General features: G+C 56.4%; 16 protein-coding genes. 6 read left to right on the top strand and 10 right to left on the bottom strand.

What is annotated here, in order from left to right:
* Positions 1-4: 4 nt before the first annotated feature.
* Together RAD04_RS06845 and RAD04_RS06840 are read right to left on the bottom strand one after the other, a co-directional pair.
* Complete coding sequence (locus RAD04_RS06845; protein ID WP_461623130.1) at positions 5-1,795, bottom strand: nickel-dependent hydrogenase large subunit; 1,791 nt, start codon at positions 1,793-1,795, stop codon at positions 5-7.
* An 18-nt stretch (positions 1,796-1,813) separates the two neighbouring features.
* Positions 1,814-2,905: a hydrogenase small subunit gene (locus tag RAD04_RS06840; RefSeq protein ID WP_461623129.1), complete on the bottom strand. Its 1,092-nt coding sequence runs from the start codon at positions 2,903-2,905 to the stop codon at positions 1,814-1,816.
* Between the two features lie 125 nt (positions 2,906-3,030).
* Between RAD04_RS06840 and RAD04_RS06835 the strand changes: the two genes are divergently transcribed.
* Positions 3,031-3,432, top strand: coding sequence for a nickel-dependent hydrogenase large subunit (locus RAD04_RS06835; RefSeq protein ID WP_461623128.1), 402 nt, complete (start codon positions 3,031-3,033; stop codon positions 3,430-3,432).
* 264 nt (positions 3,433-3,696) lie between these two features.
* On the opposite strand, the gene RAD04_RS06830 is transcribed toward RAD04_RS06835, so the two are convergent.
* From RAD04_RS06830 to RAD04_RS06805, 6 genes are all read right to left on the bottom strand, one after another.
* Entirely contained in the window at positions 3,697-4,881 is a 1,185-nt protein-coding gene (locus RAD04_RS06830) for a hypothetical protein (RefSeq protein ID WP_461623127.1), read from the bottom strand.
* A 26-nt stretch (positions 4,882-4,907) separates the two neighbouring features.
* A complete protein-coding gene (locus tag RAD04_RS06825) occupies positions 4,908-5,915 on the bottom strand; it encodes an SGNH/GDSL hydrolase family protein (RefSeq protein ID WP_461623126.1) in 1,008 nt (335 codons plus the stop codon).
* Positions 5,916-6,010: 95 nt separating this feature from the next.
* A complete protein-coding gene (locus RAD04_RS06820) occupies positions 6,011-7,846 on the bottom strand; it encodes a carbamoyltransferase family protein (protein ID WP_461623125.1) in 1,836 nt (611 codons plus the stop codon).
* A gap of 3 nt (positions 7,847-7,849) precedes the next feature.
* A complete protein-coding gene (locus RAD04_RS06815) occupies positions 7,850-8,002 on the bottom strand; it encodes a DUF5989 family protein (protein ID WP_270163034.1) in 153 nt (50 codons plus the stop codon).
* A gap of 7 nt (positions 8,003-8,009) precedes the next feature.
* A complete protein-coding gene (locus RAD04_RS06810; protein ID WP_461623124.1) occupies positions 8,010-8,411 on the bottom strand; it encodes an SxtJ family membrane protein in 402 nt (133 codons plus the stop codon).
* Positions 8,412-8,437: 26 nt separating this feature from the next.
* Positions 8,438-9,055 (bottom strand): hypothetical protein, encoded by a 618-nt coding sequence (locus RAD04_RS06805; protein ID WP_461623123.1) that lies wholly within the window; start codon positions 9,053-9,055, stop codon positions 8,438-8,440.
* Positions 9,056-10,219: 1,164 nt separating this feature from the next.
* Here RAD04_RS06805 and RAD04_RS06800 point away from each other — a divergent pair.
* From RAD04_RS06800 to RAD04_RS06780, 5 genes are all read left to right on the top strand, one after another.
* Complete coding sequence (locus RAD04_RS06800; RefSeq protein ID WP_461623122.1) at positions 10,220-11,572, top strand: coproporphyrinogen-III oxidase family protein; 1,353 nt, start codon at positions 10,220-10,222, stop codon at positions 11,570-11,572.
* An 8-nt stretch (positions 11,573-11,580) separates the two neighbouring features.
* Positions 11,581-12,429, top strand: coding sequence for a class I SAM-dependent methyltransferase (locus tag RAD04_RS06795; RefSeq protein WP_461623121.1), 849 nt, complete (start codon positions 11,581-11,583; stop codon positions 12,427-12,429).
* 210 nt (positions 12,430-12,639) lie between these two features.
* A complete protein-coding gene (locus tag RAD04_RS06790) occupies positions 12,640-13,002 on the top strand; it encodes a hypothetical protein (RefSeq protein WP_461623193.1) in 363 nt (120 codons plus the stop codon).
* Positions 12,912-14,606, top strand: coding sequence for an outer membrane beta-barrel protein (locus RAD04_RS06785; protein WP_461623120.1), 1,695 nt, complete (start codon positions 12,912-12,914; stop codon positions 14,604-14,606). Before RAD04_RS06790 ends, RAD04_RS06785 begins: the two co-directional genes overlap by 91 nt.
* A 497-nt stretch (positions 14,607-15,103) precedes the next feature.
* Positions 15,104-16,786, top strand: coding sequence for an outer membrane protein (locus RAD04_RS06780; RefSeq protein ID WP_461623119.1), 1,683 nt, complete (start codon positions 15,104-15,106; stop codon positions 16,784-16,786).
* Positions 16,787-17,421: 635 nt separating this feature from the next.
* Here RAD04_RS06780 and RAD04_RS06775 read toward each other — a convergent pair.
* Together RAD04_RS06775 and RAD04_RS06770 are read right to left on the bottom strand one after the other, a co-directional pair.
* On the bottom strand, positions 17,422-18,801 hold the full coding sequence (locus RAD04_RS06775) for an MATE family efflux transporter (RefSeq protein WP_461623118.1): 1,380 nt from the start codon (positions 18,799-18,801) through the stop codon (positions 17,422-17,424).
* 40 nt (positions 18,802-18,841) lie between these two features.
* Positions 18,842-25,309 (bottom strand): amino acid adenylation domain-containing protein, encoded by a 6,468-nt coding sequence (locus RAD04_RS06770; RefSeq protein WP_461623117.1) that lies wholly within the window; start codon positions 25,307-25,309, stop codon positions 18,842-18,844.
* Positions 25,310-25,392: the final 83 nt, after the last annotated feature.

The raw sequence follows: 25,392 nt of genomic DNA, 5'->3' as shown, positions 1-25,392 counted from the left end.
TGGTTTATCTGACCTTGACGGTCGCCAGTTCCTGGCCATCCGGACTCATGACGTGCGTCGAGCACGCCAGGCACGGATCGAAGGAATGAATGGTGCGAAGGATCTCCAGCGGCTGCCCGGGATTCACCATCGGAGTATCCATCAAGGAGGCCTCGAATGCGCCGATATTTCCCTTCGGATCGCGCGGCGAGCCATTCCAGGTGGTCGGCACCACGCACTGGTAATTGTCGATCTTGGTTTCCTTGATCTTGATCCAGTGCGCGAGCGCGCCGCGCGGCGCCTCGGTAAAGCCAAAGCCCTTGGCCTCCTTTGGCCAGCTCTCCGGCTTCCACTTGTCGACGTTGGCGGTCGAGCTATCACCCGCCTTGATATTGGCGACGAGCTTATCTTGGAAATAGCGCATCTGGCGGCCGGCCCAGACCGATTCCAGCGCGCGCGCCGCGGTGCGGCCAAGCGTCGAGAACAGCGCCGACAGCGGCAGGTCGAGGTCCTTCAGGAATTTGTCGACCGGATCCTTGAACTCGGCCTTGTTCTGCGCGTAACCGACGACCCAGCGCGCGAGCGGACCGACCTCCATGGCGTGGCCTCGCCAACGCGGCGCCTTGATCCAGGAATATTTGCCGCCCTCATCGAGCTGCTCGATCGCCGTCTTGGTGCCCTTCGCATTGGGCCCGAGCACGTAGTTCGGCTCGGTGACGCCATCCCAGGGATGCAGGCCCTTGGTCTCGTCGGGATATTTGTACCAGGAGTGAACGACGAATTCCTGGATCTCGTCGGGGTTGCCGTGGTCGACTGGAAACACCTCCGAGAGATTGCCGTTGATGATGGACCCTCGCGGCAGCTTCAGGTTCCTGGAGGAGTAGTCGTTGGCGTGTTCCGGCACGTCGCCATAGGTGAGCACGCTCTTGCCCGAAAGACCACCGCCATAGAGCCAATCCTTGTAGAACGACCCGATCGCCGCCACGTCAGGCAAGTAAACCTGCTCGTTGAATTCAGTTAGACGATCGATGATCGACGAGATCAGGTTCAGCCGCTCCATGTTGATGGCCCCGACCGCCCCGGTACCGTCGACATTGATCGGACAGGGTACGCCGCCGACGAGCCAGTTCGGATGAGGATTCTTGCCGCCGAATATGGCGTGGATCTTTACGATTTCCTTCTGGAAATCGAGCGCTTCCAGATAATGCGCCACAGCCATCAGATTGGCTTCGGGCGGCAATTTGTAGGCCTTGCTGCCCCAGTAGCCGTTCTTGAAAGGACCCAACTGCCCCGACTCGACGAACTTCTTGAGGCGTGTCTGGAGGTCCTTGAAGTAGCCAGGCGATGACAACGGCCAGTTCGAGATCGACTGCGCGAGCGTGGAAGTCGCCCGCGGGTCGGCCGAGAGCGCCGAGACCACGTCGACCCAATCCAGCGCGTGCAGGTGATAGAAGTGAACGACATGATCGTGCACCTGCAGCGCGAGCTGCATCAGGTTGCGGATCGAGTTGGCATTCTCCGGAATGTTGATTCCGAGCGCATTCTCGACCGCGCGCACCGACGTCAGAGCGTGCGCGCCAGTGCACACGCCGCAGATCCGTTCGGTGAACGCCCAGGCATCGCGCGGATCGCGATTCTTCAGGATGACTTCGATGCCGCGCCACATCGTGCCTGTGGATACGGCGTTCCGGATGACGTTATTTGCGTCGACGTTGACCTCGACGCGCATGTGACCTTCGATGCGAGTGACCGGATCGATGACGATGCGCTTGCCGGAATTGTCGAGCTTGAATCCGTTGGGTGTCTGGAGGCCCATCGATACTTTCTCTGACGACTAATGATCTTGATTTGCGTCTTCGCGCTTGGCGGCGAGCTGCTTCACGGCGGTGACGGCCGCGTGCACCGCCACAGCGGCACCGACGGCGCCGGCCACAGCCATGCCGATCTGGTCAGCGTTCTTCTCGATGCCAAACTGTTTGATGTTGGTCAGGCGATCGTAGAACGAGCCCTTGTCCCAGAAGCCGTCCTCCGAGCAACCGATGCAGCCGTGGCCCGACTGAATCGGGAAGGACACGCCGCCGTTCCAGCGCACGGTCGAGCAGGCGTTGTAGGTGGTCGGGCCCTTGCAGCCCATCTTGTAGAGGCAATAGCCCTTGCGCGCCGCCTCGTCGTCCCACTCCTCGACGAACTGCCCGGCATCGAAATGTGATCGCCGATAGCACTTGTCGTGAATGCGCTGTGAGTAGAACATCTTCGGCCGGCCCTGGCGGTCGAGCTCGGGCAGCCTGCCGAAGGTCGTGATGAAGGTGACGACGCCGGTCATCACTTCGGCGATCGGGGGGCATCCCGGCACCTTGATGATCGGCTTGTTGGTGATGACCTTGTCGATGGGCGTGGCCTGCGTCGGATTGGGTTTGGCCGCCTGCACGCACCCCCAGGACGCGCATGCGCCCCAGGCAATGATCGCCATAGCGTCGTCGGCCATCAGCTTAAGTTTCTCGACGAACGGCTTGCCGCCGTCGATGCAGAACATGCCGCCCTCGTTCAGCGGCGGATTGCCTTCCACGGCAAGAATGTACTGGCCCTTGTGTTTGGCGCGGATCTCTTCGAGGATCGCTTCCGCCTGATGACCTGCGGCCGCCATGATGGTATCGTCATAATCGAGCGAGATCATCGACAGCACGGCATCCTTCGCCAACGGATGCGCGGAGCGGATAAAGCTCTCCGAGCAGCAGGTGCATTCAAGACCATGCATCCAGATCACCGGCACACGCGGTTTGGTTTCGAGCGCGTTGGCAATGCGACCCGCCGCCAACGGCTCAAGCCCGAGGCTTGTCGCTGTCAGGCTGCAGAATTTGTAAAAACTCCGACGCGTGATGCCCTGCCGCCTGATCACGCTGTAAAATGTTTCCATTGCGGCGCCCATGACCCTCCCGTCTTCGGCTTTGATTTATCGCTGCAACAAGGACAGCAAGAAGCAGGCCAGCCGCAGCGGCGCGCGGGTACTGGGGAAACTCTGAGATGTTTCGGATTTGAATCGCCCAATTCACAGTGCGCGAAGAGATCGCGACAGTGAGAAACGGAACAATTCGATTTGCAGCTGGCAACGAGGTTTACGGGAAGCATACCGAGCGATTCGGAAATATCTTGCAGAGGTCGTCCGCGAACTCACTTCTCCCGCAATATGCCGCAAACAAAGAGATGCCAAACAACCGGCTGGAAGTCATCATCTCCCTGCTCATTCTCCGGCTCAATGTCGCATTCATCGAACAGCCGTTCTGCCACAACTGGCGCGAAACGCCTGATGATGCCTATGTCGGCTCGAGGCCGCGCACGGCAGCCAGGCATTGGATGGCGGTCGGCGATGGCGGGATCGAGCGCTATCAGATCAATGCGCCGACCACCTGGAATTTCTCGCCGCGCATTTCCTTCGATGCTGACGGGCCGCTGTAGGCGGCACGGTCTTCAGCGTCTAGGGGGGACGAGCGCATTGCTGCGATCGGTGATGTCGTCCGTGCGTGCTCCGCCGTCACCTACGACCGCCTCGAAGCGGGGCGTCGCCGGCACAACCTGTACTTCTTCTTTGGAAATTACCGCCTGCTTCTCGCAGCTGACGTCGGTGGTGGATGCCGTGGTGGCCCCCCGGCTGTTCTTGGCCATCAGCGCGGAGCGGTGCGCTGAAAACTCTGTTCAGACAACCGCGACCAGCTCAGTTGTTCACTTCACGGGAGCATATAGTGCCAATATGTCGGCTGCGATCTTCCGAGATATCCGCTCATTTCCATCCTCGCCATAATGCCCGCCGTCCATGTAAATTGGGCTGGCAACATCGGAAAAGATAGTACGTAAGTCATGAATCACGTTTTTCTCCAAACTCTCATCTTCTCTCTTGACCAACTTGCTTCTCATCAGAGAGTAAAGATCGTTTTTTCCTGGAAGCCGTTTCTCTGATTTTAACAGCTGATCCTCTTCATATTTTGTCCTGTGTGTTTTATCGGACAGCTGGGGCTCAAGGTAGAATAACGTTTTAAAGGATAAGCTCCTTGAAATCGCGTCTATAAAGCGAACATTCCCTAGATAGACATCCAGAGCGCCGTCCGAGAGTACGTCTAGTTTCTTCGAGCACCCCGCGAGCTGTGTTTTGCCGGTGAGCAGTCTTATTAGCGCGAAGTTTTCTAACCTTATACTTATGCGCGCTTTTTCTTCCTTTTTAGGAGGTCTTTTTTCGAGGTTTGAGTTGCCAAGCGGAACGCCCGGTTCTCCTTCATAACAGGCGGAGAACGCCTCAACCGATCCGCTGTAAAAAACCACCAAATCAGGAACATTCCGCTTTCTCAATTCGATAACGAAGCGAATCAAGCTTTGAGTAGTTACATCTCCAATGACTGCATAATTTGTGACTTTGGCGCCGATTCCATTTTCGGCTAACATTTTGGCGACAAGTGAGGGAATGGTGAAGTCGTCCCTAGATCCAAGCCCCCACAAAGTCGACCCGCCAAAAAAGAATATTTTTAGCCCGGTACTCCTATCATCGTTGATTGCCTCGGAATCCCAAGTTCTTCTGGTGCCGTCGTTTACATTAATAAACTTCCCCCTGTAGTCAGCTTCGCGTGTTTGCGTATATGGAGCCCACGTCCGATGTTTAGCATCGGTGAGTTCTTTGAAGTACTCTTCCGCGAGGTCGGCGTTGGCATAAACCCCAGAATTGGCTGCAGCCTTGGCGGCACTTTGACGTTCTCTCTTGTCAGCTCTCTCATAGTAAGAGGTCAGCGATACTTCCAGAATCGTCAGCAAAAGAAGAGCGACACCAAGGATGACCCATATTTCGTTCAATAGGGCCGTCAAGCGAATGACCCTCGTCCTCGCAGCGGATGTTCTCAGCAGTGCATCATCTGCTCCCATAGGGTTTTCCGTGGAAGAGAATTCTTTCAATTTACAGACCCTCGAAAGTCTTCCGGAATTTGGGTCACTAGGGCTCTCGCAATTGAGTCCGCGTAGAGTCTGGCCGCTTTACCGTTTGGGTGGGAGTCTGTCTTCGTGACCCAGAGCGATTGTGGAGCTTGATTTTCTACCGCCGGAAGAAGGTCTAGAAATGGGATACCGAGAGCTTTCACCTTGGAGGCTACGAGACTCGTTATGTCTTGAAATGGATAGGGGGAAAGCTCGTGCAGGTCGGGGTAGTTCACTACAATAAGCTTGATGTTTCGAGCCTTGCAATAGCTCGCGAGTTCTTTCAACGCACCTTGTGCAACCGACCAGCCGGGCTCATTCTCTTGGTAGAGACCGCGGTAATAGTGCTGCCAATCAGCCTTGCCGAAGTATGTTCGCATAAGGACATCGAAACGACCCGCGATGAATACTGCTGAATAGAAGTGCTCTAGAAAGAAATTCTCCGTTCTTCGCGGTGTGGGCTCTGCGTCATTGATAAAATAGTTCAGTACGACGATGTCAGGCTTGTATACGTACGCCTTCTTCATGAAGTACGTTGCTTCCATAACTGTGTTCGCATTTCCAATCCCAGTATTTATGACCTCGAATTTCTTGTCCTTCGCGTTCAGCAGCCTTTCCAATCGGTATGATGTGACGTCTTCAGGTCTTGCGCCCCACCCGAACGTCAAGGAGTCGCCAAGCATCATGATTCGAACAGTGCCATTCTCTTTCGCCATGGAATGTTCGCGATCGCGCCAACCTACTGAGTTGATCGTTATGGGGACCCCCATGTAAACCCCACCCTTTCCAGGGGTGTGTTCGTGCCCTGCACCGGGTATCTCGCTAACCACTTTCAGGTCTTTGGCGTAACGCCACATTTCGATGTCGAAATTGGTGCCGTCTGCCTGCGTTAAACGCACATAGAATTCCAGTAGGGCGGCAGCCATAATCAGGCTAGTCGCTATTGAAAGTATTCCGAAGATTGCGTTTTTTATTGTGACATCCATGTGGATGGTCTTCCTCGAAATGCGCGCCGAAATCGTTCGTACAGGAAATAGAAATCACGACCGCTGCCTGGCGCACAGCCTGAAGGCCTCGCTTTCTAATCAAGTTCATAGCAGCTACGATAGTCCTTCATCAACGACCTGCTCTGGTCTTCCTTCCGTAAGAGCGAATTGCCGACGGCCAGCACTTCGATTTCTGTTCCCATGAAACAGCGGAACGCGTCCTCTGGAGTGCAAACGATCGGTTCTCCTCGCACGTTGAATGAGGTGTTCACGACAACAGGGCATCCGGTTAGTTCCTTGAACTTCGATATCAGCCTGTGAAACCGCGGATTGGTCGTGCTGTGCACAGTCTGCACGCGCGCGGAGTAGTCCACGTGTGTGACAGCCGGAATTTCCGAGCGCACGACGTTCAATTTATCGATGCCGAAAAGCTGCTTTTGCTTTTCTGACATCGGCAACTGCTTCGTGCTCAGCACGTCGGCCACAAGGAGCATATAGGGGCTGTCGGAATGAAGCTGAAACCATTGCGACACCTCCTCTCGCAAAACACTCGGCGCAAATGGGCGGAAAGACTCGCGATACTTCACCTTGAGATTTAGCTGCTTCTGGACGGTCGGTGAGCGGGGATCAGCGATGATGGAACGTCCGCCGAGCGCACGCGGGCCGAACTCCATCCGACCCTGCATCCACCCAACCGCCTTACCGTCGACGAGAGCATGTGCGACATTGTCAATCAATGCTTCATCGAATTCGGCCGTGAATACCGCGCCGGCCTTTCCTAGACGCTCTTCAATCTCGCGCTGACTGAACTCCGGTCCGAGGTACGCGCCGTGCATGCTGTCGCCCGCATGGATGCTCCTGGGCTTTTCAAGCATGAGATGGTAGGCAGCGAGTGCTGCGCCCACTGCGCCGCCGGCGTCGCCAGAAGCCGGCTGAATCCAGATGTTGTCGAAAAGCTTTTCCCGCATGAGCTTTCCGTTCGCAACACTATTGAGCGCCACTCCTCCTGCGAGGCAGAGGTTTCTCTGGCCGGTTGTGGCCCGGATTCCTTTTGCAAGCCTTAGGACGACCTCCTCGGTAACGGCCTGAATGGAGGCCGCTAGATCCATCTCCCTCTGCGTCAACCCACTTTCCGGGCGTCTGGCCGGACCACCGAATAGCGTCTCGAAGCGGCCATTGGTCATTGTTAGTCCGGTACAGTAGTCAAAGAAGCTCATGTCGAGGTGGAATGACCCATCTTCCTTGAGGTTGATCAGATGCTCCTTTATCAGATGCACATACTTTGGCTCGCCGTAGGGCGCCAGTCCCATTACCTTGTACTCACCGGAGTTCACCTTGAAGCCGATGTAGTAAGTGAACGCTGAGTACAACAAGCCAAGCGAATGCGGAAAGTGAATCTCCTTGTAGACTGATAGGTCCTTTCCCCTGCCGATCGCAAGCGAGGTTGTCGTCCACTCTCCGACACCATCCATCGTCAACACTGCGGCTTCGTGAAATGGCGACGGGAAGAACGCCGACGCTGCGTGACTAAGATGGTGCTCTGAAAAGCGGAGTCGCCTCGACCAATCAACATCATTCCCGAGGTGCTCTTTCAGGGCCTCAGCAATCAACGTTCTTTGAAACAGCTTGTCCTTTACCCAAACCGGCATCGACGTTGTGAAACTCTTAAATCCCTTTGGCGCGAAAGCTAGATAGGTTTCGAATATCCGCTCGAATTTGCTAAAGGGTTTGTCGTAGAAGACGACATAGTCGACGTCGGCTGGACATAGTCCTGCAGCGCGGAGACAGTAACGAGCCGCACAGGCAGGAAAGCCTGGATCGTGTTTTTTCCGCGTAAAGCGCTCTTCCTGCGCGGCAGCTACCAGTTCGCCATCTGAGACGAGACAAGCGGCAGAGTCATGGTAGTAGGCTGAGATACCCAGGATATTCACTGGTCAAAACAGCGTGTAAACGAATGGCGCCATGACAGAGCCTTGCGCCAGAACCAGCAAAGCGGCTATGACAACCATGAGAAGAATTGGGGGGCCGAGCCACATCTTTTTGCGAACACGCATGAAAGCCCAGAGTTCCTTGATGAAGAGAAACATATGCGCCTCAGAACTGGTGTGTGAAGGACTGAGCTGTCGGACCTGGCGGGTTACGGTTGATCCAGTAACTTGCGACCGGTCGTCGCTTCAAATGAAGCTCATCGCGCCCGAGCAAGCGAGCGACGAAGGCGATCGGTACTAGAAGCCCGAAATAAATGATGCCCAGAACCAGCGGGCTGACTATCCGTCCAAGCAGCTCGCCGAAGTAGAACCAGAGTAGGTTGAGCGGCGCAAGAATTCGCGGGACGGTCAATGCTACGCCGCCGAAAGCGACACTGACCGCAAAGAGCGACACGTAAGCGGCAGCGACTCTTCCCTTGATGGCCGCGCATGCGCCCAACGCAAGAAATACGGCGCAAAATGTCAGGCCGAAGCGTCGATTGGACGGCAGTTTGGCCGGCACTCTCATGCTATGCCCCCTGCTACGTAGCAGACTCACAAGAATGGCCGCGCTGTGGCGATCTGAGCCAGACGTCCGGACGACATCATTCCATGGGCGACTTCTCTCGCGACGGATCCGTTCGTCTCCGCGTAGAGCCAACCTGTGTTGGATGGCTGCAGAATCGCTGTGACAGGTAGATACCGCGCGAGATCATCGACCGGTTGCCACAACGCCGCCACCCTGAGGATATGGGTAATGTTGACGAGAGGCGCGACAGAGCGCCAATTCAATGGATCGGTCCCGAACCATGTCCTGACCAATCGCTTGGACGCGAATGTCGCGGACAGAGGACGATGAAATCCGAAACCAATCGTCAGCAGAGCGTTCTTCAACGAAGCCCTCGTTAGTGCATCCACACAATGCAGTGTTCTGAATACCGCTGCGAACTCTTTTGAGAGGTCGCACTGCCCAGCGTCCCTGCAGCGGATGAACCTAGGGCTGCCGCCTGGCTCGTTCACGCGCATGCGAGTGAAGCGGACATGCCAAGCGCGCCTCTTCGCTGTCTTCTCCGGGTCGATCTTCAGCGCTTGCTCGATAAGCAGCTTATTGCGGATAGGCTGCTTAGCGCAGCCCGTGATGTCTGCGACCTTGCGAGTGGTGACGGTACGCATGCTCCCCTCGGAGTTCCCTGTTGGCGTTGACGGCGCTCGACCAAGGTTTGGCAATGATCGTGCCAAGACTGCGTCAGGGAGACAAATCCGTGCGTTTGAAAGCAGATAGTGCGAGCGAGCGGCCTCTCCGAACATTGTTGTAATCCCGACCTAGTCGCAGACCGCTGTTACAAACCCGACAACGTCGGACATCAACAAGAGCCGCGTTTGGGTAGTGATGACAGTCACCAGCGCGCGCTCACCAGGACAGCACCGGCTTCGCGATTGCAAAATCGATTCGTTCGGATCGAGGTCGCCCGATAAAGCCCGAATGTGAATGGACAAGACGGACGCCTCAGCTTCTCATCCAGCAAAAGCGGCCGCAGGAGCGTCGGCATCGCGCCCCCTAGGGGGCGGGACGCGGAATCGACTGCTGTCCTTAAGAGCGATTAACAAAGACGACCGCTTAACCTGAGGCGCTCGGCGCCAATCCTGTCGCCTGGTTCATCGATGTACTGATAGGTATCATGAACGGACGGCCAAATCGCGTCGACCAGCTACCGCCCTGGACCTACCGCACTCAATATCTCAAGGCGGTAGCCTGAGAACGACGGAAATTCTCGGGTAATCGAACATGATCCGCTACGTCGGGCGACCGGAGTGCCTAGGTGCTTAATCCTGAAGTCAAGTGGATCCGATCGCGTCGCGTCCACGACAGTGATGTTCGGCCGCCGTGCCGCTGCGCTCGCAGTTAATCTGCCGAACACTATACAGAACGACTTTTTTGGGGGCCTGTCTTGCGGAATTGGCACGACTCTTGAGTTTCGCTCATTGCGCGGCGGCAGGAGCAGCCAACCGGCCTCACTTACTGATCTTCGCATTTGAGAACGAGCTAACAATGAAGACCGATATGCCACCCTATGGTGTGACCGAACTAACTCCTGAAAAAGGCGATCCCAACTTCGAAGGTGGCCTTTGACCGTTTGTGGGCGCAGTTGACGGATTGGTGTAGCAGCCGCTGTAGCCATATATGCGCACGTTTGGTCTTGCACCTAAGCCGCCCGGTTGGATCTGAAGAAGATAAGTGGCGCAAACGCCATCATGAATGCGGATTAGCAGCTTCCAGGGCGTTCGAGAAGACGGCGTTTAGGCGTTCATCTGCTTTGGCAATCAACGGGTTAAGTCATGGATCGTCTGGACTTTCTTCGGACAAACATAGCGAACAACGAGCTGCCAACCTATGTCTACGGCTATCCTTCGAAGCGAGCATATCGCGCTTTTTCCCAGCCACTCCGCATAACCGATGTCGTTGAGGAGGCCGATCGCTCAAAGCAAATCAACATCTATATCCATATTCCGTTCTGTCGCTATCGCTGCACCTATTGCACGCTCTTTCTTACAACGCGCCATGGAGGAGAGACCGGGGAGTCTTACGTTGCTCGACTGGTGGAGCACATCGCTCGATATGGAGAATACTTCGGAGATCGGGAGGTTGTGAGTATCTATTTCGGCGGCGGCACTCCAACTCTTCTGACGCAGCATCAATTCGGCGCGCTTTTCGCCGCCCTCGATGCAGCCTTTCCAAAACGAAGCCCGCGATGTGAGACGACGGTCGAGAGCACGCCAGACTCTTTCGACAACAACCTCCTGGATTGCCTGAAGGCACTTGGCGTCGACCGAATGAGCATGGGCATCCAAAGCATGGAGCCCGGCGAGCTTGCGCACTCTGGCAGGCCATATTCGCTCCAGACTGCAAAATCGGCAATCAACGCCCTTATCGCGCGTTTCTCTCACGTCAATCTTGATCTGATCTACGGCTTGCGTGGCCAAACCCGTGACTCTTTGATCTCTTCGCTTGGCCGGGTGCTCGACTATGAGCCGCAGACACTCTCTCTGTATCCCGTTGTTGTTCGTCCGATGACGAGCATCACTATCTCGAAGGCGCACAATCCTGAACTGTTCCTCTCTGAGTCGGAAAAGTATGAGGTCTACGATCAGAACGTTGCACTGATGGCGTCCAAAGGTTACCGCCAGGAATCCTTCACACGCTTCACCAGGATTGCTGGCGATCATGCCTACCGGCAGGAGGTGTCGGATTTTAAGGGAACGCCCCTGCTAGGACTGGGGGCCGGCGCCAGAAGCTATTTTGGCCAATATCATTGTAGCACGGACTACGCCGTAGCCTCGAGTGCGGCTTCGCCCATCATCAACGCCTTCTCGGCTCGCCCCTTCGATCCCGACGCGATAGCCTCGCACGGAATCAGGCTGACGCAGGAAGATCTTCGGTGTCGTTATGTTCTGCTTGGCCTCACGTTGTCAGCTTTGAGCAGAAGTAATTACGCTGCAGAATTCGGACGAGCGCTCGCGGCTGATTTTGGCGAAGAACTCGAGGCGCTTGAATCTTTGCAACTCGTGAATTTGGCAGAGGGTGACGCTTATCAACTGACTCGAACGGGGTTTAAGTACTCTAGCATCATAGCTCGGATGTTTTACTCCGCCAGGATGGCGGCCCTCGAGAAGCAATATCAGGCAGCGTAAGGTCCGGCATGCAAAAGATGGCGAAGGACTCACCCTTTTGGTGGGATTCGGGCTACGCTGACCACGACGTGTCGTGTATGGGTGGTCCGAGTCCCGAAATTTTCGAGATAACCCCGGCTCTGCGCGCCAAGAGTGTGATTGTCGAGCTCGGTTGCGGCGAGGGACGCAACGTCCTCTATTTGGCCCAGCTTGGTCATCAGGTCGTCGCAAGCGATATATCTGAAGCCGCTATCTCCAAACTGAATCGGCTCGCAGGCGTTCTGGGCGTGAATATAACGAGCGCTGTCGCTCCTGTTGAAACATTCCAGTCGCCTGCTTACCTCGACGTCTTTATAGCGCACTGCGTGTTGCATTTCACGGAACGGGCCATCTGGAGGCCGCTCGTGACGGAATTGATGGATCGGACACGGCCTGGAGGGTTCCACTGCTTCACCAACACGCTTGATCAAGCAGATCACCCTATCCCTGAGGAGAGTTTGGCATGCGGTCACAAGAAATCGTTCTCGCGTGGAGAGCTTGCGGCAATCTATGCGCAAGGCGGCTGGGAGATCTTACGGTCCGATCACTACATTAAATGGGACTCGCACCCCGGCATTCCAATTCATTCTCACTGCATCGAGAAAATTGTGGCTCGTAAGCCAATTGGATCTGAACATCTCTCGCGAATGAGAGCTGAGCCCATTAAGGCAGCCGGAGTAATCCCGGCCAAACAGTTTGATAACTTGAAACTCGGCACACAACGCGCTGCTGCGATTGGAATGTTTGGTCGGCCGTCAGGCGGGCAGATGATGACAATCTGCTCAGAAGACAGTTGGAGGCAACAATCAAGAAGCCATATCCGACGGATACGTGCGTGAGGATATGATTTATGGCAATCACGGCTTGCAGTTCGTTAACGGCACGCTCGCCGGCAAGTATCGATACTTTACACCCCCGAAGCGTTTAATCATTCGAGATGCGTGATCCTCGAACGTAAGTTCTCACTAGCCGCCTTGGCCGCTGAGGGTTCGCATTGCCTTTCCAGCAAGAACAATAATTGCAAGCTTGCGAGGCCGCTGGAGCAAGAGATGAACTTTTCGCAAGAGAGCGGTGACGTATTCAATCCTGACTCGCCGAGCATGCGGCGCGCGCTTTGTGTCCGTCATCAGACTCATCGCGTTTCAGATCCGCCATCCTTGAGAGGAGAAGACGACATCGCCAGCGAAAACCGCAGGCGGTGTGCATCGCATCTGCTGGCCTCGATCCTGCACACTACAAGCAGCGTGGAAGCGGCGCCAACAACATCGGCCATTCGGGCCTCGTTCCAAGCTGGCGCGCGCGGTGTGTTTCGTGAGGTGACATGCGATCTGGAGTTCTTTCTTGGGGTGCCGCAACAGCAGCGCTCGTTGCAAGCGGAGCGGTCAATTCGGCAGATCTTAAGCCGGCAGTAAAAGTCCCACCGGTGCGCTGGAGCTGGACCGGGGGATATTTCGGCGCACACGTTGGCGGGGGCTACGGCCAGACATCATTCAGTGATCCGTATGGTCCGTCAATCTATGGGGATGTCGTCGATACCCCAGTGTTCCTGCTGGGAGGCCAGGTCGGCTACAATTGGCAGAAGGACCGCTGGGTCTTTGGCGTTGAAGTGGATGCCAGTGACGCCGCGTCGGACGGCACAAATACCTGTCTTGCCGCCTCCGGATCTGTTGTAAGCGCAAACTGCAATGCGAATCCAAACGTCTATATCACCGGGACCGGTCGCCTGGGTTATGCGTTTGGCCCGCAGGGCCATACGCTGGTGTATCTCAAGGGAGGCGTAGGCTGGCAACGCACTCAGGGCGATGTCGTCAACAACAACGAATCTCGCTGGGCGCCACGGAATGCCACGCATTTCGAGTATGGTCGTGTCGGTAGCACAATCGGCGCGGGCGTCGAGCAAGCGCTCACGCCTGCATGGTCTGTTGGACTTGAGTACGATTATCTGTGGTTCGACGGACCGAGTGTGGCAACCCCTCCGACTGTGCAGCTTCCGCTGGCGAAGGTTCCAGCCAACATCACCAGCCTGTCCAGCAGCTATCACATCGGCAAAATTAGCCTAAACTACCATTTTGATGCCGACCCACGGACGGCGGCATGGTTCGACGGGCCGCTATACGGGGCGACGCCGCCCATCAGCGCGCCGCCGGTTGCCTTCACTCGCGGATGGTCACTGGAAAGTGGCACACGATTCTGGCTGAGCCGAGGAAGGTTTCAATGGGACAACGGGCGCGACGATCTCGTATCAAGGCTCACCTACCACAAACTGGATGGAATCGCCGGTGAGTTGTTCGAACGTGTGGACAGCCCTTGGGGGATATTCCTGAAGGGCAATATCGGCCTCGGGCGCTTCAATAACGGAAATATGAATGATGAAGATTGGGGCATTGCAGACAACATTGCGTATTCTAACACGACATCGGGCCAGGCGAACGGGAGGTTCATGTACTACACGGCCGATGCGGGCTACGATTTCTTGCGCGGCACCGCCTTCAGGGTCGGTGGGTTTATGGGCTGGACATATTATGGCCAGAACTCTGACGCGACAGGATGCACGCAGATCGCGTCTTCAACGCCATGCCGTCGTCAAGCAGTCGGTGGTAAAACGGTCATCATCAGCCAGGACACTGATTGGAATGCGCTGCGCATCGGCCTCAGCGCCGAGACCACGTTGCTCGACCGTTGGCGCGTCAGCGCTGATGTTGCTTACCTGCCCTGGACAGACTTCCAGGGGCGCGACAACCATCTGTTGCGAGACTTGACGTACTTCAGCGATCAACGCGGGAGCGGTGGCGGTGGTGTGCAGGTCGAAGGGGTCCTGTCTTATCTCATCACCAATAATTTCAGCATCGGCGTCGGCGCCCGTTATTGGGCCATGTGGACTCCAAAGCATAGCGACATACTCCCCAATCAAGCCCAAGGGGAGGGCAGTTCTCCTGTTGCGTTGGGGGTCTTTCCTGCGAACTATCGCATGGAGCGATGGGGCACGTTCCTGCAGGCCTCCTACAAGTTTGACTGAAACTGCTCGCTCACCGCTCTAAGATTCGGAAGCCGCGACTATACATGACGAAGTCGCGGAGCCTCGGGCTTCGAGTCGGGCCGAGAGAGAATAAAGCTGCAAGTTTTCGGGCCGTTCAAGCCCAAAAGCTTGCATTGATTTACTGAAGGTGAAGGCCAGGCGCTGTTGGGGTGGTGCAGCGTTATTCAAAACGATCTTTGTTGTCAGAGCGCCCGCCGACCTTGAGACGAACCAATTCGCAAGGGAGCGGTGACGTATTCAATCCGGAATCGCCGAGCATGCGACACGCGCTTTGTGTCCGTCATCAGACGCATCGCGATTCAAATCCACCATCCTTGACAGGAGAAGACGACATCGCCGACGAAAAGCCGCAGCTGATGCGCGTCGTGTGCGCTGGCGTAGATCCTGCACATCTTAGGCGGCGTGGAGGCGGCGCCAACATCGGCCATTCGGGCTTGGTTGCAAGATGGCGCGCGCGTTGTGTTTCGTGAGGTAAGATGCGATCGGGAGTTCTTTCTTGGGGTGCAGCAACAGCTGCGCTCGTTGCAAGCGGTGCGGTCAATTCGGCGTATCTTAAGCCGGCCGTAAAAGTCCCACCGGTGCTGTGGAGCTGGACCGGAGGATATTTCGGCGCGCACATGGGCGGCGGCTACGGCCGGACTACATTCAGTGATCCGTATGGTCCGTCAATCTATGGGGATGTCGTCGATACCCCAGTGTTCCTGCTGGGAGGCCAGATCGGCTACAATTGGCAGAAGGACCGCTGGGTCTTTGGCGTTGAGGTGGATGCCAGTGGCGCCGCGTCAGACGGTGCAAATACCTGTCTTGCCGCCTCTGGATCAATTGTAAGCGCAAACTGCAATGCGAGCCCAAACCTCTTTGTCACCGGCACCGGTCGCCTGGGTTATGCGTTTGGCTCGCAGGGACATACGCTGGCTTATCTCAAGGAAGGTGTGGCCTGGCAACACAATCAGGGCGATGTCGTCAACAACCGCGAATTTAGCTGGGCGCCACAGAATGCCACTCATTTCGAGTATGGTCGGGTCGGTGGCACAATCGGCGTCGGCGCCGAGCAGGCGATCGCGCCTGCATGGTCCGTTGCACTTGAGTACGATTATCTGTGGTTTGGTGGACCAAGTGTGGCAACCCCTCCGACCGCACGGCTTCCGTTGGCAACGGTCCCAGCCAACATTACCCACCCGTCCAGCAGCTATCATATCGGCAAAATTGCTCTTAACTATCATTTCGGTGCCGATCCGAGGACGCCGGGATGGTTCGATACGCCGCCATTCGGGGCAAGGCCGACTGTCAGCGCGCCGCCGATTGCCTTCACTCAGGGTTGGTCGCTGGAAAGCGGCACACGGTTATGGCTGAGCCGAGGAAGGTTTCAATGGGGCGCCGGGAGCGAGCTCGTATCAAGGCTCACCTATCACAAACTGGATGGGATCTCCAGCGAGTTGTTCGAACGTGTGGATAGCCCGTGGGGGATCTTCCTGAAGGGCAATATCGGTTTCGGCCGCTTCAACAACGGAACTATGAACGATGAAGATTGGGGCGTTGCCTTCGCCTATTCCGACACGACATCGGCCCAGACGAACGGAAGGTTCATGTACTACACGGCCGATGCGGGCTACGATTTCTTGCGCGGCACCGCCTTTAAAGTTGGCGGGTTTATCGGCTGGACCTACTACGGACAGAAATCTGACACGACAGGATGCGCGCAGATCGCGTCCTCGCCGCCATGCTATCAAGCAGTCGGCGGAAAGATGGTCATCGGCAGTCAGGACACTGATTGGAATGCGCTGCGCGTCGGTCTGAGTGCTGAAACCATGTTGCTCGACCGCTGGCGCGTCAGCGCTGATGTCGCTTACCTGCCCTGGACAGACTTCCAAGGCCGTGACAACCATCTGTTCCGGGATTTGACGTTCTTCAGCGATCAACGCGGGAGCGGTGGCGGTGGTGTGCAGGTCGAAGGTACCCTCTCATATTTCCTCACCAACAATTTCAGCGTCGGCGTGGGCGCCCGGTATTGGGCCATGTGGACTCAAAAACATAGCAAGATATTCCCCAATAAAGCCGAAAAGGCGGACAGCTCTCCTGTTGCCGAAGAGGCCCTTCCCGCGAACTATCGCATGGAGCGATGGGGCACGTTCCTGCAGGCCTCCTACAAGTTTGACTGAAACCACTCCCTCGCCACTCGCGGAGCCTGGGCTCGAGCGGGGCGGAGACCGAGAATAACGCTGCGTGCTTTCGGCGCGTATCCATTCGGCGTAGGCCGCAGGGTCACCGGGCAAGCGGTCCACGCCTTCTTTATAGAACCTGATCAGCTCGATCAGGTTTTCGATTGCCAAGTCCGTGAACGCCTTGACGCCGTCTTCGCCGAGGCCTCAGACTCAGATCACCCCGTGCTCGGTCTCCATTTCAATCGAGATGTAGCCCAACCTTGTCTTCACCGAGGTCGATCCCGGGGTGATGGCGTGATGGACCTTGTTCACGTGTCCAGGTTCTGCTGGACGCTGATGCCGAGCCGCACGACGAGGAGATCGCCGCGAGCGTTGGCGTGAGCGGCTCGACCGTGTAGCGGACCAAGGGCCGCTTCGTGGAAGGCAATATGGAGCAGGCGATGAGCGAAGAGCCGCGTCGCGGAGTAACCCTCGCGAAGCCCAGCCCCACGAGCACCACAAGTGAACAGGCCGAGAAATGACACTATAGCTGCATGGCTCCTGCACATTACGTGCGCTACTTCTTGGAGAAGCACCACCTCCACGGCCATGTAGGCTCAATGCTCCGGTCCGCGATGAAGTCCATTGTCAGGTCAACCCGCGATATCGATCGGTCTTGAAGTAGCGTACCGGAGCGCCCGTCTGAGCTCCGAAAACTGGTGGAACATGACAAACAGTGCAATCATTCCAGCACCCAGCTCAGCGATTGCTTGACTGGCCAACAGTCCGTTGAAACCCGATATGACTGGCAACAACAGTACGGCCGGTATGAAGAAATAGCCGTGCCTCGCCAAGGACACAATCACACTAAGGCGCGCTCTCCCGAACGACTGAAGCATCGTCGTCACGAAACTCTCAATACCAAAAAACGAAAAAAAGAGATGGAAAACGATACAAGACAAAACGGCAATCTCCGTAACGTTCTCGCTATCGCTGAACAGCTTGACCAACGGTCGGGCAAAACTCACGACGGCCGCAGAATACGCAACCGAAAGCGCGACAGTCATGGACAGCATGAGCTTTGCGGTCTTCCATACGCGGGGAAGATCGTGTGCGCCCCAACCGAAGCCCAGGACAGCTTGAGAGCCCATACAAAAGCCGGTGACAGGCAGTGCGCCGATCGTCAGCAATCGCACAGCTATTCCCATGGCGGCGATGCAGTCATCCCCGAACGGCGCAGCAGCACCGTACAGGAGCATGGAGGCAATGGCAGACAAAATGCCGGTCATGGTGGCTGGCGCTCCTATGAACGCGATCTGTCTGATGCGACTTGTTTGCAATGAGACGTAAGATATCTTGACGAGGACTATCCCGCCTAGCTTCGCAAAATGCGCAATATAGAGGCTAATCGCAGCGATCTGAGATACCAGCGTTGCGAGGGCTGCGCCTCGCACACCGAGGTCCAGTACGAAGATGAAGGCCGGATCGAGCACGGCGTTCAGTATGAAGGCGGTAAGCATCGTCCACATGCTGAAACGTGTGTTGCCCTCGGCTCTAACGATGAAGCCGTTGACGATGTTTAGAAGCATCAGGGTGTACCCGAACAATAGTGTCGCCGCATAGTCGAGCGCCACGGGCATGATGGTTGGAGTTGCCCCGAGCGTTACGAAGATCCGTCGCAAGTTTAGCAGTAGGAGAACCGTAAACATGATCCCGATCGGAGCGGCCAGGGCCAGTGCAGTACTCGCGCCCCTACTTGCCTCCAGGTACTCACCGGCACCAAGATGACAAGATATAAACGAGGCTGTTCCAACACCGATTCCCTGACCGACTGCCGTCAGCAGGACCACGACAGGCAAGGTCATGCTGACAGCTGCGATCGCTTGCGCACCAAGTGCACCAACAAAGATCGCATTGACGGCCTGCTGTACCGCGTTGATCGATAGGCCAACAATAGAGGGAATTGCGAGCCGCAGGATAAGGCTCGCCAGATTGGGATCCGATAGATCGATGTTCTGCTTCTTCTTTGCCATCACATCTCGATCGCACTTGACCGCTACTTCTGCATCCGGCTCATTCATGGATGACGGCGTCGCCGGCTCTTCCGAATTCGCGGATCGTCAGCAACAGCTCCTGTTGCAACACCGTGCAAAGATTATGGGTCACCTCATAACCGATCTGGGTTGGATCATACCTTGTTTCAATCTGTAGACGGCCGGCTTGATATCCGACGTCGAACCAGAAGAGGTGGCTCGCGGCGGCTTCATCCATGTCTTCGCCGATCCAGATTGGAGACGGGTCCTGGGCTAGGAGGCGGCGCGGAAAATGGTGCTGCAAACCCGCTCGATAATTCAGTCCGATTTTAGGTAAGGGCAGACGATCGATCCGGCTCCGCACGGCTGGATCTCGGTTTACGAATTTCAAAACCCGAAATCCTACTCCCCTGCGCGGCGGGGCATTGCGCTGGCGGTTTATTGAACGAACACGATCGGGACGAGCCTCCGTTCCAGTGAGACTCAAGGAAAGCGGAACGAGCTCGCTGATATGACCAATGATCTGCGATGGATCAATATCTTCAAACAGCCGACCTCGGGTCGAGGTAAGGCTATCAATCCAGAGCGAATAGTTGCCGAAAACACGTCCACAGGCCCCGGATATGGCGGCAAGAAATACGTCGATGTCCTTACAATGCGCCGATCTGGCTGCAATATTGAGCAGATCAGCTGTCGCTTCTTTGCCAATCTCCAGATGATGCTTGGCCTGATCTTCCCAAAGGACTCGGCAATTCGCGTCATCCGCGCGACCTTCAAGGCGTGCATAGTGAAGCTCTCTCGCGGTCACTTGCGAAAAGCTCGCGCTACCCGCAGGCGTGGGGCTGACATGCAAATTGAACTGATCGTAGTCGATCCTCTCCCAGTATTCGAGTTCGGCTGGCGCCTCGCTGTTCGCGTAGTGCTCAAGCCGCTTCAACCATGGAGAGAGCATTTGCATGGTCTCGGGGCCGCTTACGGCGTGGCCTGAGCCAAGAGCGTCGTAGGCCGCATCTACTGCTTCAAGGAACAGTCGATAGCCTATCCCGTCCGCTACAAAATGATGCATCAGGACCAGCAGATAGTAATCGCCGCTTTCCGATGTGCGGAACACCGTGACGTTAACAAGAGGCGTCTGGCCGTCAAAACGAAACATATGTTGACGTCTTGCTGAGATGCTCTCGATTGCCTTACGCTGCCGCAGGCTGGTCATTCCGCCAAGATTGATCTCCTCCACGAGACGTTCGGCCACGGAAGCTGCGATCGTCAGACGTAGACCATCGTCGGTTCGGGCGATACGGAGCCTGAGGCCTTCGTGCCTATCCATGACATGAGCAAGGGCGCGCTCCAGCAGCCGGATATCCAGCATCCCGCCGGGCAGGAAGAACAGATCGCCTATGTTGTAGTGCTCATCGAAGCCGACAAGAGGCTTCCAAGATGCGATTGCGGGGGTAACCGGCAACGCCCCGTCCACGGAAGGGGCGGTATGGAGTGCAATCGTCGCTCCATCTGCCGCCAGTTCCCTAATTGTCGGCGTTCGATAGAGTTGGTCAACAGTAAGATTCAGCCCGGCTTTGCGCGCCAACGTGACGCAGCGCACGCTTAGAAGAGAATCGCCACCGACATCAAAGAACGCCTGATCAATTCCGACCCGCTCGATGCCCAATAGATCCCGCCAGATCCCAGCAAGAATACGCTCCTTCCGCGTGCTGGGCTCGGCAGATGGAGCAGGTCCGACCTCGCGGTAAGGAACGGACGACAAGCCGGCACGATCTATCTTTCCGCTTGTCGTGAGGGGGATATTGTCAACAAAACGGAAGGCGGCGGGAATCATGTAGGACGGCAATGAGTGCTTAAGATGGGTGACAATCTCTTCCGAGCTTAGACTGTCGCGCGCGGGAATCACGCTGGCGATCAAACGACGATCGCCAACCATGCCATCTGCAGCGACCGCGGCCTTTGAGATTGCGGGATGAGACTCAAGAGCCTTTTCAACCTCCTCCAGCTCAATCCGATACCCCCGTACCTTGATCTGGTTGTCCGATCGGCCGCAAATCTCAAGAAGGCCGCTGGTTGAGATGCGGGCGATATCGCCGCTTCGATAAAGGACGCTGTACTGTCCGTCACCATAAGGATTTGGCACGAAGCAACGTGTTGTCCGCTCTTGATCTCTCCAGTACCCAGCGCTTACGCAGCGTCCCGCGATGCAGAGCTCACCGGCGGCTCCGACAGGGACTCTCTTCAACGCGGCATCGAGCACGTAGAGTTTGACGTTATCGATTGGGCGCCCAACGGGGACGAGCGACACGCCGTCGTCGGCATCCGACGTTTTGTAGACTGCGGCGTTTGACGCACATTCCGTAGCACCATAGAAGTTCCACAACGGCACGTCCGGGAAATACGTACGCCACCGAACTGGGAGCGAAGATGGCATCGGTTCAGCGCTGCTTGTGACGAACCGCAAGGAAGTGGATCTTGGCTGCCGCTCTTGGGAGGCAATGAGGCCGGTCAAGAGTGCCGGCGAGGCAAATAAGTGTGTCGCGCGATGTTCCGCCAACGTGCTCGACAGCAGATCTGGATCCAGCAACTGCCTTCGGGGCAGGATCAGCGCGGGCACACCTCTTAGAAGTCCACCGAAGTATTCCCAAGCGGACGCAACGAGTGATGCGGACTTCTGGACAACCATCACGTCGGTGCTCTCGAACGGAGCGGTTCGCCACATCCAGTTCAGTCGATTAACAATTGCCGACTCCGGTATGAGAACCCCCTTCGCCCTCCCGGTCGAGGACGACGTGTATATAAGGCTCGCAATTCCCTGATCTGATGGTTTGTCGCCGCACTCAGACTCGTGCGCGAGTGTGCCGCCCCCTTCTAGGGTCAACAGGCAAATCGACGGCAGGTCAAAACCAAGGTCAGTGGTACTTGCGTGAACCAAAACCTTTGCCCGACTATCTCGCAGGATATGGTCCATCCGATCACGCGGATAATCCGGCGATATGGGGACAACGATGGATTGCAAGGCTCGTGCCGCAAGAATAACAGCGGCCACGTCAGGCGACCGGTCGACCAGCATGGCGACCCTGTCGCCAGCCCCCACCTCAGACGCCTCCAGTAAGGACCTGATTGCTGTTACGCGCTCACGCAGATCGCCGAATGTGATCTCACCGAAATCACCAAAATATGCCACTTGGCTGCGATGAGAGGTGCCGATTTGCCCGAACGCTTCGACAAGTGGACATTCAGTCGCGTATGACTGCGCCGAGCCGTGCAGCGAGTCCAGCATAACGACATCCGCCCCGCTGAGGCAGCTCAGATCCTTAACGGGCGCAAGTGGACTCTCAACGCAGGCCGCAATCAGACAGCGCAGATTATCAGCCATACGGACGATGAGATCTCTGGAGAGGATGTCTTCGGCATATGCTAGCTGGAGGGCGATTTCATCGCCCTGATCTTGTGCGTACAAGGTCAGATCGAATTTTACATAGCCGGTGTCGTATTCGCGGAATGTCAGATTGAACTCATGCTGATCCGGTGGCTCCGCGGCCTCGGAGTACATGTTGAACATGACCCGGAAGATTGGCGATCGTTCCGCTTCGCGATATAGTCGGCTATCCCTGACCATCCAGCCGAACGGGTATGCCGAATTTGCGATGGCATCGCTGACCAGGCCCTGGACGCGCAAGGCATGAACCGCAAAGGACTGACCGACATCGATCGCGGAACGGATTGGCAGCATATTCAGGAAAAAGCCGACAATGTCGGCACTGCCGGGTTGATCCCGTACGACCTGCGGTATGCCGACGATTACATCGTCCTGACCGCTGTACATCCGTAGCAGCAGCTTGAAGCACGCAAGAAGCGTTGTCGACGTTGTGCATCTATGTCGGCGCGCAAACTCCCGTACCTGATTGGAGAGCTCGCTGCCGAGCAGCACCGCATGCGAGGCGCCGCGGTGAGACTTCGTCCGCGGTCGCGCTTGTCCTGTTCCAAGCGAAAGCACCGGCGGATCATCACCAATCTGACGGCGCCAATAGCTGCGTTGGTTGGCCAGCGTCTCTGGGGTCGCGTGCTGTTTTTCCCAGACCGCGTAGGTCGAAAGCGAGGCGCGGTCCTTTGGCATGGACGCCGCGGCATCCAAGTATCTTTGTCGAAGGTCTCTGAGCAAAACAGAGATCGACCAGGCATCGATAATAATTTCGTGAGCGGTGATCAGTATCAGATGGTGGTCAGGGCGAAAACGGATCATGCGCGCGCGAAACAGATGACCTTGGCTGAGATCAAAGCTACCGCTCAGCTCTGTTTGCCGTAACTCTGCGATCAGCTCCTCGGCTTGCTGCGCCGTGAGATGAGATGCATCAGTCAAACCAAGATTTGCGCATTGCGGATCATCAAAAAGCTGAACCGGACCATCCTCATCGATAAAGCGCGCAGAAAGTGCCTGATGGAAATGAACGACATCGGTCCAGGCACGGTTGAATGTGGCCAGATCAATGAAGCCTTTTATGCGCAGGCCGCCTTGAATGATGTAGTTCCTGGCAGACGGATCGAGCTGGGAAAGAAACCATAGGTGCTCCTGAACTCTCGTCAGAGGTGCTCGCGCAAGCTTTCCATGCGCGGGGGCTGTGCACGGTTTGGATTCGCCTCGGGATGCGATCGAAGCCGCAAGAGACCGTACCGTTCCTTTCAGGACCAGCCTGAAATCCGTTCTCACGCCGAGCTGGGTCTGCAATTGACCCAATATGAGCATTGCTCGGAGCGAGTCGCCGCCGAGGCTTATGAACTGGTCATTCACGCCAATGTTCTCAATGCGCAGAACGCCTGCCCAGATTTGCCACAGCTGGGCTTCGAGCTCTGTTCGCGGCCCCTCGAATGGCGTCGGCATTAAAGGACGAACACTGGTCGGGTCCGGCAGTGCTCCAAAATCGACTTTTCCGTTTCTGTTCCGCGGAATACAGCCGAGGTGGATGATCCTTTCCGGGAGCATGTAGGTAGGAAGCGTTTCGGCAACAAAGTTCTGAAGCTCGGCTTCCGTCACTTCAGCGGGAGCTGACACATACGCGATTAGCCGTCTCGATCCAGTTTCCCGCTCCGCGCTTGTTATGTCTCGCGCCATAAGTTTTACGCCTGCGCAGACGGAGGCGACCGCGACAGCGCCATGTACCGAATGATGAGCGCAGAGGCGGGCCTCTATTTCTCCCAGCTCAATTCTGTGCCCACGGATTTTGACCTGACGGTCCCGTCGACCGAGGCATTCCAAGAGACCATCGGAACGGACGCGCCCGAGATCACCTGTCCTGTAGAGGCGCCGGAACCCCGGCTTGTTGGAGAACGGGTTTGGCCCAAAGGCATCCTTAGTGCGAACATCGTCGTTGACGTAACCAGCCGCGACACCAACGCCGCTCACACAGATTTCGCCGAGCTCTCCCGTGTCGCACAGACGAGATCCATCGGTGACATAGGCCTCAAGGTTCGCAATCGGCTTGCCGATCGGAACATATGTGTCAGCCACCGCGGGCGGTACTGAAACCAGATTGTGCGTAACGCCGTCGGCGCACTCGGTCGGCCCGTAGTGGTTGAGAATGGGGACGTGCGGATATAAGGCAAGCCATGCGCGCGCCAGTCCGGGTGTCAGGGGTTCTCCAACCGTAGAAATAATCCGCAAACTGTCCAGAGCTCTCTCAGCCGCCGCAAGGGGCTGCAGATATTCAACAAATACTGCAAGCATTGACGGGACGAATTGAGCAATCGTCACGCCGTGCCCTTGAATTGCTTTAAGAAGAGATACTGGCGATTTCAGTGTCGCATCATCAATGATCGCGATACTGCCTCCGACGCAAAGCCCTGCCAGAAGTTGCCACAGCGAGATGTCAAAGCAATGCGATGCCGTCTGCGCGATGGAATCCGTCCGAGTGAGGGCTAGGGCATCAATTTTGGCCGCCAAATGATTGTTTAAGGCTGCATGCGCAATCATTGCGCCCTTGGGCTGGCCCGTCGAACCAGACGTAAACAGAATGTAGGCGATTCCATCCGCGCTCGATGATGGCACGAAAGACGAAGGCTGGCCCTCACGCAGCGCCGCCTCTATCGGCAAGAATTGGGTGGTGCCTTTGCTGCTCGACTGGAACATGCCGAGCGAATGCTGCTGGTCGGGGACAATAATCAGAGCACAGCGGCTCTGCTCAATTATGAACGATGTACGTGAAGCCGGTAACGATGGATCGAGCGGCAAGTACGTTGATCCGGCCTTCAAAATTGCGATCACCGCCGTCGCCCAGTCGAAGCCGCGCTCACCCCAATATCCGATGACCGCGCCCCGAGCGCCATGCTCTCGTAGCCTCCTTGCGAGGGCATCCGATCCTAGTCGCAGCGCCTCGTAGGTGAGTTCGTCTGCACCGCTTCTCAGCGCAATTCTCTTCGGATCCGATCTTGCAAGGCGATCGATCGCCGCGATCGCCCCGATCGGTTGACGTTCCACAAACTGATTTTTTTTGGATAGATCTCGGCTAGGCATACGCGTCCCCCATTCATCGCCTTCTGGGGCCCTTAAATCAGAACACCGACGATCCTGATTGAGGGTATGCAGTGCGTAGCCCC

This window comes from Bradyrhizobium sp. 25ACV (assembly GCF_054863005.1).
This window is presented reverse-complemented; position numbering and strand designations above follow the sequence as displayed.

Coding starts and splice junctions, on each gene's coding strand:
- RAD04_RS06845 (WP_461623130.1), bottom strand. CDS start 1,795: ATGGGCCTCCAGACACCCAACGGATTCAAGCTCGACAATTCCGGCAAG.
- RAD04_RS06840 (WP_461623129.1), bottom strand. CDS start 2,905: ATGGGCGCCGCAATGGAAACATTTTACAGCGTGATCAGGCGGCAGGGC.
- RAD04_RS06830 (WP_461623127.1), bottom strand. CDS start 4,881: ATGGGAGCAGATGATGCACTGCTGAGAACATCCGCTGCGAGGACGAGG.
- RAD04_RS06825 (WP_461623126.1), bottom strand. CDS start 5,915: ATGGATGTCACAATAAAAAACGCAATCTTCGGAATACTTTCAATAGCG.
- RAD04_RS06815 (WP_270163034.1), bottom strand. CDS start 8,002: ATGTTTCTCTTCATCAAGGAACTCTGGGCTTTCATGCGTGTTCGCAAA.
- RAD04_RS06810 (WP_461623124.1), bottom strand. CDS start 8,411: ATGAGAGTGCCGGCCAAACTGCCGTCCAATCGACGCTTCGGCCTGACA.
- RAD04_RS06805 (WP_461623123.1), bottom strand. CDS start 9,055: ATGCGTACCGTCACCACTCGCAAGGTCGCAGACATCACGGGCTGCGCT.
- RAD04_RS06800 (WP_461623122.1), top strand. CDS start 10,220: ATGGATCGTCTGGACTTTCTTCGGACAAACATAGCGAACAACGAGCTG.
- RAD04_RS06795 (WP_461623121.1), top strand. CDS start 11,581: ATGCAAAAGATGGCGAAGGACTCACCCTTTTGGTGGGATTCGGGCTAC.
- RAD04_RS06790 (WP_461623193.1), top strand. CDS start 12,640: ATGAACTTTTCGCAAGAGAGCGGTGACGTATTCAATCCTGACTCGCCG.
- RAD04_RS06785 (WP_461623120.1), top strand. CDS start 12,912: ATGCGATCTGGAGTTCTTTCTTGGGGTGCCGCAACAGCAGCGCTCGTT.
- RAD04_RS06780 (WP_461623119.1), top strand. CDS start 15,104: ATGCGATCGGGAGTTCTTTCTTGGGGTGCAGCAACAGCTGCGCTCGTT.
- RAD04_RS06775 (WP_461623118.1), bottom strand. CDS start 18,801: ATGGCAAAGAAGAAGCAGAACATCGATCTATCGGATCCCAATCTGGCG.
- RAD04_RS06770 (WP_461623117.1), bottom strand. CDS start 25,309: ATGCCTAGCCGAGATCTATCCAAAAAAAATCAGTTTGTGGAACGTCAA.